This window comes from Rhodoferax lacus, from assembly GCF_003415675.1.
Lineage (GTDB): Bacteria > Pseudomonadota > Gammaproteobacteria > Burkholderiales > Burkholderiaceae_C > Allorhodoferax > Allorhodoferax lacus.
On the sequence record NZ_QFZK01000001.1, the window covers coordinates 392,700 to 406,517 of the forward strand.

A 13,818-nucleotide genomic window follows, 5' to 3' on the forward strand; every position below is an offset into this window, starting at 1 on the left:
TGACTTTTTGCGAGCACATCACAGGCCGCATGGTACCTGTTGCATGGCCCCAAAGAGTGCTGGCGTTCGGCAAAGCAGTGACAATCCCCGCATGCCCGTATCCACCCCGACAGAAGCCCCTGTAGCGCCGACTCTTTCCTGGCAGCACAGCTTTGCAGCCCTGGGCGAAAGCTTTTACGTACCCCTGGGTGCCACCCCCCTACCCGCCCCCTACTGGGTAGGGCACAACGCGGCCCTGGGTACCGAGCTGGGCTTGCCCGCGGACTGGTCACAGTCCGAATCCTGGCTGCAGGCGCTGACTGGCAACACCACCCTGCCGGGCAGCCAGCCGCTGGCCTCGGTCTACAGCGGCCACCAGTTTGGTAACTGGGCCGGGCAGTTGGGCGATGGCCGGGCCATCCTGCTGGGCGAGGCAAAGGGCCTGGAGTGGCAGCTCAAGGGAGCCGGGCTGACACCTTTTTCACGCATGGGTGACGGGCGTGCTGTCTTGCGCAGCAGCGTACGAGAATTCCTGTGCAGCGAGGCCATGCACGGCCTGGGCATACCCAGCACGCGCGCCCTGTGCGTCACAGGGTCGGATGCGCCGGTGCGCCGCGAAACGCTGGAGACCGCAGCGGTGGTGACGCGCCTGGCACCCAGCTTCATCCGCTTTGGCCACTTTGAGCACTTCTGCCACACCGACCAGCACGGCGAACTCAAGCGCCTGGCGGACTACGTCATAGACCGCTTCTACCCGGCCTGCCGCAGTGCTGCGGATGGGGATAGCAACCCCTATGTGGCCCTGCTGGCCGCGGTGACCGAGCGCACGGCGCAGATGGTGGCGCACTGGCAGGCGGTGGGCTTTTGCCACGGTGTGATGAACACCGACAACATGAGCATCCTGGGCCTGACGATTGACTACGGGCCGTTCCAGTTTCTGGACGGCTTCCAGCCTGGCCACATCTGCAACCACTCGGACCACCAGGGCCGCTACGCCTTCAACAAGCAGCCCAACGTGGCTTACTGGAACCTGTACTGCCTGGGCCAGGCCCTGCTGCCGCTGATAGAAGAGCAGGAGCAGGCCATTGCCGCGCTGGAGACCTTCAAGACCCATTTTCCCCAGGCTCTTGGCCAGCGCTTTGGCGCCAAACTGGGGCTGCAAGCCGGGCAGATGGCACCGCAGGAACTGGTGGACACCCTCCTGCAACTGCTGGCCAGCGAAGCCGTGGACTACACCATCTTCTGGCGCCGCCTGAGCCACTGGACGCACGCGCAAAGCGCAGAGGATGCGTCCGTGCGCGACCTGTTTGTGGACCGCGCTGCCATTGATGCCTGGCTGCTGGCCTATGGCAGCCTGCATGCGTTGGCTGAGCGTCCCCAGGCCTCCCGGCGCATGCTGGCGGCCAACCCGAAATTTGTGCTGCGCAACCACCTGGGTGAATTGGCCATCCGCGCGGCGCGCCAAAAAGATTTCAGCGTGTTGGCCCAATTGCAGTCTGTGTTGCAGGCGCCCTTTGACGAACATCCTGAGCACCAGTCCTTTGCCGACTTTGCACCCGATTGGGCCGCCGGCATCGAGATCAGCTGCAGTTCCTGAAACCCCTTTTTCCGGAGACACCCCATGACCTACAAGATCGAAAAAACCGCTGAAGAGTGGAAAGAGCTGCTCAAAGCCAAAAATGCCGAACCCCTGGCTTTTGACGTGACCCGCAAGGAGGCCACCGAGCGCGCCTACACCGGCAAACTGGAGAGCAACAAGGCTGCAGGCGTGTACCGCTGTATCTGCTGCGACAAGCCACTGTTCTCGTCCGACACCAAGTACGAGTCCGGCAGTGGCTGGCCCAGCTACTTCCAGCCCCTGGCGCCCGATGCGGTGGGCACCAAGGTGGATGGCCTGCTGTGGATGAAGCGCACCGAGGTGCACTGCGCAGACTGCGGCGCCCATCTGGGCCATGTGTTCGAAGACGGCCCGGCCCCTACCGGCCTGCGCTATTGCATGAACTCGGCTTCGCTACACTTCGTGCCTGAATGAAAACACTGCTCGACTTCCTTCCCTTCGTCCTTTTCTTTGGCGCCTTCAAGCTCTACGACATCTATGTAGGCACAGCCGTGCTGATGGCGGCCACCGCCGTTCAGATGCTGGTGGTCTACCGGCTGGATGGCCGCCTGCAGGCCATGCAGAAAATCACGCTTCTGCTGGTGCTGGTGTTTGGCACCTTGACCCTGGTGCTGCACGACGAGCGCTTTATCAAGTGGAAGCCCACCGTGCTGTACGCGGCCATGTCCATCGCCCTGGCCATTGCGCTGTGGGTGATGCGCAAGAATGTGCTCAAGCTCATGCTGGGCAGCCAGCTGGAATTGCCAGAAATGGTCTGGCACAAGCTCAACCTGGCCTGGATGGTTTACACCGCCTTCATGTCGGCCCTGAATGCCTATGTGGTGCTGAACTACAGCACCGAAGCCTGGGTCAGCTTCAAGGTCTGGGGCTATGTGTTCCCGCTCACCTTTTTGGTGGCGCAGGGCTTCTACATCGCCCCCCACCTCAAGGCTGACCAGGCGCCACCTGAAGACGGAGCATCCCAATGAGCACCGCCCTGGAGATCACGGCCTCGGCACTGGAAGCGCGACTGCGTGAGCGGCTCCAGCCCAGCCGGCTGGAAGTGCTGGACGAAAGCGCACAGCACGCCGGGCATGCGGGCTCCAACGGCAGAGGAGCGGGCACCCATTTCCGGGTGCGCGTGGCTTCACCCTTGTTTACAGGTTTGCGTCACGTAGGACGGCATCGGCTTGTGTATGATGCGCTGCAAGAATTCATGGCTGCGGGAGTTCACGCTTTGGCCATTGAAACCCTTGATTGATTACCAGGAAACTAAACGAATGAAAAAGCAAATTTTGTCGGCTTTGGCCCTTGCGGCTTGCATGGGTGCTGTGTCACCTGCGGCTTTTGCCCAGAACGTCGCCATTGTCAATGGTGTGGCGATCTCCAAGGACCGCGTGGAAGCGCTGGCCCAGCAAGTGGCCCGTTCCGGCCGCCAGATCACTCCTGAAATGCAGGGTCAATTGCGTGATGAAGTCATCGCCCGCGAAATTTTTGCCCAGGAAGCGCACAAGCGCGGTCTGGACGCCACCGAAGACTTCAAGAACCAGATCGAGCTGACCAAGCAGTCCATTCTGATCCGCGAGTTGTTCACCGACTACCAAAAGAACAACCCGGTCACCGATGCCGAGATCAAGGCCGAGTACGACAAGTTTGCCGCCGCCAATGCCGGCAAGGAATACAAGGCCCGCCACATCCTGGTGGAAAAAGAATCGGAAGCCACGGACATCATTGCCAAGATCAAAAAGGGTGCCAAGTTTGAAGACCTGGCCAAGAAGATGTCCAAGGACCCAGGTTCGGGCGCCAAGGGCGGCGATCTGGATTGGGCCAACCCCGGCAACTACGTGAAGGAGTTTTCCGACGCGCTGGTGGGCCTGCAAAAGGGCAAGACCACCGAAACCCCGGTGAAGAGCCAGTTTGGCTTCCACGTTATCCGTCTGGACGACGTGCGCGATGCCCAATTGCCCAAGTTTGAAGAGGTCAAGCCGCAAATTTCCCAGCAACTGCTGGCGCAAAAAATGGCCAAGTACCAGGAAGAACTGCGCGCCAAGGCCAAGATTGAATAATCTGGCTTAGCCCCCAAAAAAACGCGGCCCCGGCCGCGTTTTTTTTGAGTGTCTGAGGGCGCCTGCTCTTCAGGACGACAGCTTATTCAGCTGCAGCTCTATCGCCAATTTGGCATCGGCCACTGAAGAGAAAAAGCAGCCCGATTGCATTGGGGCCTTGGGCATATGGGCGGGTGCTGGCCACAGCATGCCGTTGAGCCAGAGTGCTGTGCAGCCACCAATATCCTTGACCTTGATGGTGCAGACCGGCACATCGCCGAGCAACGCGGTACGGGTGTGGGGTGTTTCAATCCAGGTGATCAAAGCCATAGGCTTCCTCCTTTGTGTTTGTGTGTTTGAGTGCGCAAATTTTAGAGGCCGGGTGGTCTGTCCGCAATCAGTGATTGCACCCGGCTGGGATAATCTCGCACCATGTCCCTGCAAAACCACCAACTGGAACTTTTGGCACCCGCACGCAACCTGGAGATCGGACTGGAGGCGGTGCAGCACGGAGCGGACGCGGTTTACATCGGCGGTCCCTCGTTTGGCGCGCGCTCCAGCGCCGACAACAGTGTGAGCGATATTGCGCAGCTGGTGCGCCATGCCCACCGCTTCAACAGCCGCATCTTTGTCACCCTGAACACCATCTTGCGTGACGATGAACTCGAGGGCGCCCGCACGCTGGCCTGGCAGCTGTATGACGCCGGGGTGGACGCGCTCATCGTGCAGGACATGGGCCTGCTGGAAATCGACCTGCCGCCCATACAACTGCACGCCAGCACCCAGACCGATATCCGCACGCCGCAAAAGGCCCGCTTTTTGCAGGATGCAGGTCTGTCGCAAATCGTCCTGGCGCGCGAACTCACGGTGCAGCAGATTGCGGCCATCCGGGCCGCCACCGATGCCGAACGCTGCAGCCTGGAGTTCTTTGTGCACGGCGCGCTGTGTGTGGCCTATAGCGGCCAGTGCTACATCAGTGCGGCCCACACCGGGCGCAGTGCCAACCGGGGCGAATGCAACCAGGCCTGCCGCCTGCCCTACCAGGTGGTGGACGCCCAGGGCCGCTTTGTGGCGCATGACAAGCACGTGCTGTCCATGAAGGACAACAACCAGAGTGCCAACCTGGCCGCGCTGGTGGATGCGGGCGTACGCAGCTTCAAGATCGAGGGCCGCTACAAGGACATGGGCTATGTGAAGAACATCACCGCCCACTACCGCCGCCTGCTCGACGCCCTCATCGAAGAGCGCCAGTCGGGCGACTATCCGTTGGCGCGCTCCAGCAGCGGACGCACCACCTTCACCTTCACGCCAGACCCGGACCAGAACTTCAACCGCGAGTTCACCGACTACTTTGTCAACGGCCGCCAGGACACCATAGGCGCCTTTGACAGCCCCAAGAACCCGGGCCAGCCGATTGGCTGCGTCACGCAAATCGGCCCCAACTGGGTGGAACTGCAACTCGACGACAAGAGCGCCAGCCTGCACAACGGCGATGGCCTGTGCTACTACGACTTGCAAAAGGAACTGGTGGGCCTGGCGGTGAACCGGGCCGAGGTGCAGAGTGCCGCCAAGGGCAAGTGGCGGGTGTTCCCCAAGGACGCGGTGGCTGGCCTGAAGGACCTGCGCAAAGGCACCCAGGTGAACCGCAACCGCGACATGCACTGGACACGGGTGCTGGAGAAAAAATCCAGCGACCGGCGCATTGGCGTGTGGCTCGCACTGGCGGAAACACCCCAAGGCATGGCGCTCACGCTCACTGACGAGGACGGCCACACGGCCACGGCCCATGGCAGCCTGCAGCGGCAGGTTTCCAAGGATTGCGCCATGGCCGAGGCCACGCTGCGCGAACAACTCGGGCGCATGGGCAACACGATTTTTGAAGCGCTGGATGTGGCGATCCAGTTCAGCCAACCCTGGTTTGTTCCCGCCTCCAGCCTGAACGCGCTGCGCCGCGAAGCGGTGGAATCACTGGAAGCAGCGAGGTTCAAGGCCTTCACCCGCCTGCCCCGCGCTGCGGCCGTAGAGCCACCGGCACCCTTCCCCGAAGACAGCCTGAGCTACCTGGGCAATGTGTTCAACCAGGCCGCGCACCGCTTTTACGCCAGACACGGCGTGCAGGTGATTGCCCCGGCCTACGAGGCCATTGAAGAGCTGGGCGAGGTCAGCCTGATGATCACCAAGCACTGCGTGCGCTATTCCTTGAGCCTGTGCCCCAAGCAGGCCAAGGGAGTGACCGGTGTGCAGGGCCAGGTCAAGGCCGAGCCGCTGCAGCTCATCAACGGCAAAGAGAAGCTCACCCTGCGCTTTGACTGCAAACCCTGTGAGATGCATGTGGTGGGCAAGATGAAGACCGCCGTGGCGCGCCAGTCACGCGAGGAACTGGCGCTGTCGGCCCAAGGCCAGCCCCTCACCTTTCACAAGCGCAGACCCGGCAGCGAATTCGGCCACTGAAGCCTCGCCTGCCTGCGCGCTGGTGCGAGGCCGCCCCTGGAGTGATCCAGCGGCGGCTTTTTTCTCTTACCCTACCCAGCGGCGCGCGTTGTGCCAGAGCTGCATCCAGGGGCTGTGGCCGTCCGTGCCCAGATCCGTCCAACTCATCTGAACCGAACGGAACACGCGCTCGGGGTGCGGCATCATGGCGGTGAAGCGCCCGTCTGCCGTGGTCACCGCCGTCAGGCCGCCGGGGCTGCCGTTGGGGTTGAAGGGATAGGCCTCGGTGGCTGCACCCGTGTTGTCCACAAAGCGCATGGCGGCAATCGCCTTGTCGGCATTGCCGCGGTACTTGAAGTTGGCATAGCCCTCGCCGTGCGCCACCGCAATCGGCAGGCGCGTACCGGCCAGGCCTTGCAGGAACAGGCTGGGCGACTCCAGCACTTCCACCAGCGACAGGCGGGCTTCAAAGCGCTCGCTCTGGTTGGTGGTGAAGCGCGGCCAGTCCTGCGCGCCGGGAATGATGTCGGCAAGCTCGGCAAACATCTGGCAGCCGTTGCACACGCCCAGGCCAAAGGTATCGCCCCGGCCAAAGAAGGCCTGGAACTGCTCGGACAAACGGGGGTTGAAGGTAACCGAGCGGGCCCAGCCAATGCCGGCTCCCAGGGTGTCGCCATAGCTGAAGCCGCCACAGGCCACCACGCCCTGGAAGTCGTCCAATTTTGCGCGGCCCGTCTGCAGGTCGGTCATGTGGACGTCGAAGGCATCAAAACCCGCCTCGGTAAAGGCATAGGCCATTTCCACATGGGAGTTCACACCCTGCTCGCGCAGCACGGCCACCTTGGGACGGCTTTTCAGAACCGCGGGGGCGGAGGCCATCAGCGTCTTGAGAGATGCGGGCAGATGCGTGTGCAGGCCGGGGTCACCCACCGCACCAGCGGCTGCGTGCTCGGCATCGGCGCAGGCCGGGTTGTCGCGCTGCTGGCAAATCTTCCAGCTCACGGCGTCCCAGACCTGGTGCAAGTCGGACAGGGGCGCGCTGAAGATGGACTTGGCATCGCGCCAGATCTGCAGTGCGTTTTTGCCGGCGTCCATGCTGCTGGTAGCCGGACGGGTCTTGCCCACGAAATGGCTGAAGGCGGACAGGCCGTGCTCGCGCAGGGTTTGCATCACTTCGGAGCGCTCGGAGGTGCGCACCTGCAGCACGACACCCGGCTCTTCGCTGAACAAGGCCTTGAGGGTCAGCTCTTCGCGGCGGGCACCCACCTGCCCTGCCCAGTTCTTGCTGTCACCCACGTCCATGCGGCTGTCACTGATACCGTCACCCTCCAGCACCAGCATGTCCACATTGAGGGTAACGCCCACGCGTCCGGCAAAGGCCATTTCGGCCACGGTGGCCAGCAGGCCGCCGTCACCGCGGTCGTGGTAGGCCAGGACCTGGCCCTTGGCGCGCAGGGCGTTCACCGCGTTCACCAGGTTGATCAGGTCCTGCGCACTGTCCAGGTCGGGCACGCTGTCGCCCATCTGGTTCAGGGTTTGCGCCAGGATGCTGCCGGCCATGCGGTTCTGGCCGTGGCCCAGGTCGATCAGCACCAGGGTGGTGTCCTCCACCGCATTGAGCTGGGGCGTGAGCGTGCCGCGCACATCGGCCAGCGTGGCAAACGCGGTGATGATGAGGGACACGGGTGAGGTCACCTTGTGCTTGCCGGCCTCGGTTTCCCACTGCGTGCGCATGGAGAGCGAATCCTTGCCCACCGGAATCGAAATACCCAGCGCCGGGCACAGTTCCAGGCCCACGGCCTTGACGGTGGCGTAGAGCGCGGCGTCTTCGCCGGGCTCGCCGCAAGCGGCCATCCAGTTGGCCGAGAGTTTGACGCGCGAGAGTTCAATCGGTGCGGCCAGCAGGTTGGTAATGGCTTCAGCCACCGCCATGCGGCCCGAGGCGGGGGCGTTCAGTGCGGCCAAGGGCGTGCGTTCGCCCATGGACATGGCTTCACCGGCAAAGCCCTGGTAGTCGGCCAGGGTCACGGCGCAGTCGGCCACCGGCACCTGCCAGGGGCCCACCATCTGGTCACGGTGGGTAAAGCCGCCCACGCTGCGGTCACCAATGGTGATGAGAAAACGCTTGGAGGCCACCGTGGGATGGGCCAGCACGTCGATCACGGCCTGTTGCAGCGACACGCCCGTGAGGTCCAGCGGCTTGGCGGCGCGCGTGATGGTGGTCACGTCACGCTGCATTTTCGGAGGCTTGCCCAGCAGCACGTTCATGGGCATATCGACCGGGGAATCTGCCCCCGCGTCCACCAATTGCAACTGCCGCTCTTCGGTAGCCACGCCAACAACAGAGAACGGGCAGCGCTCGCGCTCGCACAGCGCCTTGAACAGCTCCAGCGACTCAGGCGCGATGGCCAGCACATAGCGTTCCTGGCTTTCGTTGCACCAGATTTCCTTGGGCGCCATGCCACTTTCTTCCAGCGGTACGGCGCGCAAATCAAAACGGGCGCCGCGTTCGGCGTCGTTGGTGAGCTCGGGGAAGGCGTTCGAGAGGCCGCCGGCGCCCACGTCGTGGATGGCCAGAATCGGGTTGCCGGTGCCAGTGGGGCCGCCGGTTTGCCCCAGCGTCCAGCACTGGTTGATGACCTCTTGTGCCCGGCGTTCGATCTCGGGGTTGCCGCGCTGCACCGAGTCAAAGTCCAGGTGGGCCGCATTCGCCCCGGTGGCCATGGAACTGGCCGCGCTGCCGCCCATGCCGATGCGCATGCCGGGGCCGCCCAGCTGGATCAAGAGGCTGCCGGCAGGGAAGGCAATCTTGTGGGTCTGCGTCTGGTCAATCACGCCCAGGCCGCCGGCAATCATGATGGGCTTGTGGTAGCCGCGTTGCTGCGTGTCCCGGTCGGTGACCACGGTCTGCTCGTACTCGCGGAAGTAGCCCAGCAGGTTGGGCCGTCCAAATTCGTTGTTGAAGGCCGCGCCACCCAGCGGGCCTTCCGTCATGATTTGCAGCGGGCTGGCAATGTGCTCGGGCTTGCCACCGGCTTCATCGGACCAGCCGCCCCAGAGCTTGGAGACGGTAAAGCCGGTCAGGCCCGCCTTGGGCTTGGAGCCGCGTCCGGTGGCGCCCTCGTCGCGGATCTCGCCACCGGCACCGGTGGAAGCTCCGGGGAAGGGGGAAATGGCGGTGGGGTGGTTGTGGGTTTCCACTTTCATCAGGATGTGCTGGGTGGCGGTCTGCTTTTCATACGCCGCTGCGCTGTGGGTACCCGTGACGCTGGCTGCGGCCGTGGCCACAAAGCGCTCCACCACCGCGCCCTCCATCACCGAGGCATTGTCCGAGTAGGCCACCAGCATGTGCTGGGGGTTTTGCTGGTGGGTGTGGCGGATCATGCCAAACAGGCTGCTGGTCTGGGCCACACCGTCAATGCTGAACTGCGCATTGAATATCTTGTGGCGGCAGTGCTCGCTGTTGGCCTGGGCGAACATCATCAGCTCCACGTCCGTGGGGTTGCGGCCCAGTTTGGTAAAGGCGTCCACCAGGTAATCGATTTCATCGGCGGCCAGGGCCAGGCCGAAGCGGCTGTTGGCGTCCAGCAGCGCGGCTTTTCCTCCCGAGAGCACATCCACATGGTCCATGGGTGCGGGTTGCAGCGCATGAAACAGGTCATTGGCCTGGGCGCGGTCCAGCATGGCGCTTTCGGTCATGCGGTCATGCAGCAGTGCGGCCACGGCCTGCAGTTGCTCCGGGCTCAGCGAGGCTTTGCCCAGCAGCGGGTTCTTCAAGGTGATGCGGTACTCCACCAGGCGCTCCACGCGCTTGACGGCAAAGCCGCAGTTGTGGGCGATGTCGGTGGCCTTGGAGGCCCAGGGCGATACCGTGCCAAAACGCGGGCTGACCACAATGGCCGGGCCGTCAGTTGCACCGGTGTACGGGTCGCCATAGGTGAGCAGGGCTGAGAGCTGGGCGGCAACGTCCGCGTCGAGTGCAGACTCGGTGGCCACCAGATGCACAAAGCGCCCTGCAATGCCGCTGATGCGTTCGTGAATGCCCTGGAGTGTGGGCAGGAGTTGCTGGATTCGGAAACTGCTCAGGGCGTTGCCGCCTTCAAAGGAAGAGATATGCAGGGTCACTGTGCGGGCCTGGAAGGTGGGCTGGAAGATGGGGCAAAGACGGGCGTAGCGATACGCCAACGCGGGCAATTTTACCCGCGCGATCCCGGCGCCCAGAGGCGATGGGATAATTCAGCCCATGACAATCACCTACAAAGATGCCCAGGGCATTGAAGGCATGCGCATTGCGGGCAGGCTGACCGCCGAAGTGCTGGACTACCTGGCCCCCTTCGTCAAACCCGGCGTGACCACCAATGAGTTGGACAAGCTGGCCCACGACTACATCGTGGACGTGCAAAAAGCCATCCCCGCACCGCTGAACTACACGGGTGGCGGCAACACGCCCTACCCCAAGTCCATCTGCACCTCCATCAACCACCAGGTCTGCCACGGCATACCCAATGACAAGCAGCTCAAGAAAGGCGACATCGTCAATGTGGATGTCACCGTCATCAAGGACGGCTGGCATGGGGACAGCAGCCGCATGTATGCGGTGGGTGACGCATCGATTGCGGCCAAGCGCCTGTGTTCCCTCACCTATGACGCCATGTGGCACGGTATCAAGATGGTCCGCCCCGGCATCCATCTGGGTGACATAGGCCACGCCATTCAGGTGTTTGCTGAGCGCAACGGCTTTAGCGTGGTGCGCGAGTTCTGCGGCCACGGCATAGGCCAGGGCTTTCACGAAGAGCCGCAAGTACTGCACTACGGCCGCCCCGGCACCCTGGACAAGCTGGTCGAAGGCATGACCTTCACCATCGAGCCCATGATCAACGCCGGCAAGCGCGACATCAAGGACGGACCCGAGAAAGACGGCTGGAGCATCGTCACCAAAGACCATTCGCTGTCAGCCCAGTGGGAGCACACCGTGCTGGTCACCCCCACCGGCTACGAGGTGCTGACCCTGTCAGCTGCCAGCCCGCCCATACCGGCTTTTGTGGCCGAGTACGCCCAAGCCGCTACCGCTTCCAAGCCCTGAGTCGCAGGGCCTGCATGCACGACATCGCCACGCTGCGCGACACTTATCGCGCCCAGAAGGCCGCCCTGCTGGCCACGCTGGGCGAGCGCGCGGCCTCCACCCGCACGGTGCGCCAGTCGCTGCGCCGCATGTCCGATCTGGTGGACTCGGTGCTGGTGGAGCTCTGGCATCTCTCGGGCATGCCGGAGCCCTTTGCCCTGCTGGCGGTAGGCGGTTTTGGACGCGCCGAACTGTTCCCCTATTCGGATGTGGATGTGCTGCTGCTCTTGCCCGATGGCACCTCGGCCGAGCAAGACCCGGAGCTCAAAAGCCGTATCGAAGGCTTCATCAGCAACTGCTGGGACCTGGGGCTGGAAATCGGCTCCAGTGTGCGCAGCATCAGCGAATGCCTGAGTGAGGCCGAGCGCGACGTCACCATCCAGACCGCCCTGCTGGAGAGCCGCCTGATCACGGGCAACGCCAAACTGGTGCGGGCCTTCCAGAAGGCCTACTTTGGCGCCATGGACCCCAAGGCTTTTTTTGTGGCCAAGACCCTGGAGATGCGCCAGCGCCACACCAAGTTTGAGGACACACCCTACGCACTGGAGCCCAACTGCAAAGAGTCACCCGGAGGTCTGCGCGACTTGCAGGTGATTCTGTGGGTGGCCAAGGCCGCGCGTCTGGGTAACACCTGGAAGGAACTGGCCCACAACGGTCTGGCCACGCCCTTTGAGATCCGCCAGATTCTGCGCAACGAAGCCCTGCTGCTGCAGGTGCGCGCGCGCCTGCACCTGCTGGCCAGACGGCGCGAAGACCGGCTGATATTTGACCTGCAGAACGCTGTGGCAGAGACCTTTGGCTACAGCAACCGCGAGGCCGATGAAGACAGGAAGCACATGGTGCGCGCCAGCGAGCAGTTGATGAAGCGCTACTACTGGGCTGCCAAGGCTGTGACCCAGCTCAACCAGATCCTGTTGATGAACATCGAGGAGCGCCTGAGCCCCTCCACCCACACCCTGCACCGCATCAACGAGCACTTCAACGAGAAGGCCGGAACCCTGGATGTGGTGAGTGACGACCTGTACCGCCGCAACCCGCATGCCATCCTGGAAACCTTCTGGGTCTACCAGACCACGGTGGGCGTGAAGGGCCTCTCAGCCCGCACCCTGCGCGCGCTGTACAACGCGCGCGACCTGATGGATGCCAAATTCCGCAAGGACCCGGTCAACCGCGCCACTTTCATGCGCATCCTGATGGAGCATGACGGCATTACCCACGCGCTGCGCCTGATGAACCAGACCTCGGTGCTGGGTCGCTACCTGTGGGTGTTTCGCCGCATCGTGGGGCAGATGCAGCACGACCTGTTCCACGTCTACACCGTGGACCAGCACATCCTGATGGTGCTGCGCAATGTGCGGCGCTTCTTCATTGTGGAGCATGCGCACGAATACCCGTTCTGCTCGCAGTTGGCCTCCGGCTGGGACAAGCCCTGGGTGCTGTACGCGGCAGCCCTGTTCCACGACATTGCCAAGGGCCGTGGCGGCGACCACTCCGTACTGGGCACGGTGGAGGCCGGGCGCTTTTGCCTCGAGCATGGCATTGACGCCGAAGACGCTGAGCTAATTGAATTCATGGTGCGCGAGCACCTGACCATGAGCCGTGTGGCCCAGAAGTCCGACCTGAGCGACCCCAAGGTGATCGCCGACTTTGCCAAGCGCGTGGGCAACGAGCGCAACCTCACCGCCCTGTACCTGCTGACGGTGGCCGACATTCGCGGCACCTCGCCCAAGGTCTGGAATGCCTGGAAGGGCAAGCTGCTCGAAGACCTGTACAAGTACACCACCCGCGCCCTCGGTGGCCGCGCCCCCGACCCGGATGCCGAGGTGGAAGCCCGCAAGCGCGAGGCGCTGGTGATGGTGGCCCTGTATGCCATGCCCTTTGAGGCGCACAAGCCCTTGTGGGACACGCTGGACGTGGGCTACTTCATGCGCCATGACGCCTCCGACATTGCCTGGCACACCAAGCAGATTTCCCGCCACGTGGACACCAAAACACCCATCGTGCGGGCGCGCCGCTCCCCGATTGGCGAAGGCCTGCAGGTGCTGGTCTACACCCACGACCAGCCAGATCTGTTTGCCCGCATTTGTGGCTACTTCGACCAGGGCGGCTTCAGCATCCTGGATGCGCGGGTGCACACCAGCAAAACCAATTACGCGCTCGACACCTTCCAGGTGATCACCGCCGGTGGCATCGACGAGCACTTCCGTGAGCTCACCGCCATGGTGGAAAACGGACTGGCCAGTGCCATTGCCACCGAATCCCCACTGCCCTCCCCCAGCCGCGGCCGGGTGTCACGGCGGGTCAAGAGTTTCCCGATTGCACCGCGCGTCTCCTTGCGCCCGGACGAGAAGGCCCAACTCTGGCTGCTCAGCATTTCCGCCAGCGACCGCCAGGGCCTGCTGTACTCCATTGCCCGCGTGCTGGCGCGCCACCAGATCGAGGTGCAACTGGCCAAGGTGGTGACGCTGGGCGAACGGGTGGAAGACACCTTCCTGATCCACGGCCCGCAGTTGCAGCACAACCGCGCGCAAATCGAGATCGAGACCGAACTGCTGGACGCACTGGCGGCCTGAGCCTTCCCTAATACCGCCCCCGCTGATAGTCTTCCTGCCGCAGCGGTGCCATGGGGTGCCGGTGCTGACCAG

Annotated in this window: 10 protein-coding genes; 8 read left to right on the forward strand and 2 right to left on the reverse strand. The window is 63.3% G+C overall.

All coding sequences use genetic code 11. From position 1 onward, the window contains the following. Window positions 1-91 precede the first annotated feature (91 nt). Genes DIC66_RS01775 through DIC66_RS01795 form a run of 5 tightly spaced genes read left to right on the forward strand, consistent with a single transcriptional unit; the run spans window position 92 to window position 3,642 of the window. Entirely contained in the window at window positions 92-1,576 is a 1,485-nt protein-coding gene (locus tag DIC66_RS01775) for a protein adenylyltransferase SelO (RefSeq protein ID WP_117173432.1), read from the forward strand. 24 nt (window positions 1,577-1,600) lie between these two features. Further along, window positions 1,601-2,011: a peptide-methionine (R)-S-oxide reductase MsrB gene (gene msrB, locus DIC66_RS01780; protein ID WP_117173434.1), complete on the forward strand. Its 411-nt coding sequence runs from the start codon at window positions 1,601-1,603 to the stop codon at window positions 2,009-2,011. After that, window positions 2,008-2,565: a septation protein A gene (locus DIC66_RS01785; RefSeq protein ID WP_117173435.1), complete on the forward strand. Its 558-nt coding sequence runs from the start codon at window positions 2,008-2,010 to the stop codon at window positions 2,563-2,565. The genes msrB and DIC66_RS01785 overlap by 4 nt, the downstream gene beginning before the upstream one ends. Then, entirely contained in the window at window positions 2,562-2,837 is a 276-nt protein-coding gene (locus DIC66_RS01790) for a BolA family protein (protein WP_117173437.1), read from the forward strand. Before DIC66_RS01785 ends, DIC66_RS01790 begins: the two co-directional genes overlap by 4 nt. A 19-nt stretch (window positions 2,838-2,856) precedes the next feature. Beyond that, window positions 2,857-3,642: a peptidylprolyl isomerase gene (locus DIC66_RS01795; protein WP_117173439.1), complete on the forward strand. Its 786-nt coding sequence runs from the start codon at window positions 2,857-2,859 to the stop codon at window positions 3,640-3,642. A 69-nt stretch (window positions 3,643-3,711) separates the two neighbouring features. Here the strand turns inward: DIC66_RS01795 and DIC66_RS01800 are convergent, their stop codons facing one another. Further along, complete coding sequence (locus DIC66_RS01800) at window positions 3,712-3,951, reverse strand: hypothetical protein (RefSeq protein WP_117173441.1); 240 nt, start codon at window positions 3,949-3,951, stop codon at window positions 3,712-3,714. A 102-nt stretch (window positions 3,952-4,053) separates the two neighbouring features. On the opposite strand from DIC66_RS01800, the gene DIC66_RS01805 reads away from it, so the two are divergent. Next, window positions 4,054-6,072: a peptidase U32 family protein gene (locus tag DIC66_RS01805; protein ID WP_117173443.1), complete on the forward strand. Its 2,019-nt coding sequence runs from the start codon at window positions 4,054-4,056 to the stop codon at window positions 6,070-6,072. Between the two features lie 66 nt (window positions 6,073-6,138). Here DIC66_RS01805 and purL read toward each other — a convergent pair whose 3' ends face one another. Then, complete coding sequence (purL, locus tag DIC66_RS01810) at window positions 6,139-10,176, reverse strand: phosphoribosylformylglycinamidine synthase (protein WP_117173445.1); 4,038 nt, start codon at window positions 10,174-10,176, stop codon at window positions 6,139-6,141. A 118-nt stretch (window positions 10,177-10,294) separates the two neighbouring features. Between purL and map the strand changes: the two genes are divergently transcribed. Together map and DIC66_RS01820 are read left to right on the forward strand one after the other, a co-directional pair. Next, entirely contained in the window at window positions 10,295-11,134 is an 840-nt protein-coding gene (map, locus tag DIC66_RS01815; protein WP_117173447.1) for a type I methionyl aminopeptidase, read from the forward strand. 14 nt (window positions 11,135-11,148) lie between these two features. Then, window positions 11,149-13,746, forward strand: coding sequence for a [protein-PII] uridylyltransferase (locus tag DIC66_RS01820; protein WP_117173449.1), 2,598 nt, complete (start codon window positions 11,149-11,151; stop codon window positions 13,744-13,746). The last annotated feature ends 72 nt before the right edge of the window (window positions 13,747-13,818 follow it).

Bases quoted from the DNA above. Each gene is read 5' to 3' on its own strand.
- DIC66_RS01775 (WP_117173432.1), top strand. From the start codon at position 92: ATGCCCGTATCCACCCCGACAGAAGCCCCTGTAGCGCCGACTCTTTCC.
- msrB (WP_117173434.1), top strand. From the start codon at position 1,601: ATGACCTACAAGATCGAAAAAACCGCTGAAGAGTGGAAAGAGCTGCTC.
- DIC66_RS01785 (WP_117173435.1), top strand. From the start codon at position 2,008: ATGAAAACACTGCTCGACTTCCTTCCCTTCGTCCTTTTCTTTGGCGCC.
- DIC66_RS01790 (WP_117173437.1), top strand. From the start codon at position 2,562: ATGAGCACCGCCCTGGAGATCACGGCCTCGGCACTGGAAGCGCGACTG.
- DIC66_RS01795 (WP_117173439.1), top strand. From the start codon at position 2,857: ATGAAAAAGCAAATTTTGTCGGCTTTGGCCCTTGCGGCTTGCATGGGT.
- DIC66_RS01800 (WP_117173441.1), bottom strand. From the start codon at position 3,951: ATGGCTTTGATCACCTGGATTGAAACACCCCACACCCGTACCGCGTTG.
- DIC66_RS01805 (WP_117173443.1), top strand. From the start codon at position 4,054: ATGTCCCTGCAAAACCACCAACTGGAACTTTTGGCACCCGCACGCAAC.
- map (WP_117173447.1), top strand. From the start codon at position 10,295: ATGACAATCACCTACAAAGATGCCCAGGGCATTGAAGGCATGCGCATT.
- DIC66_RS01820 (WP_117173449.1), top strand. From the start codon at position 11,149: ATGCACGACATCGCCACGCTGCGCGACACTTATCGCGCCCAGAAGGCC.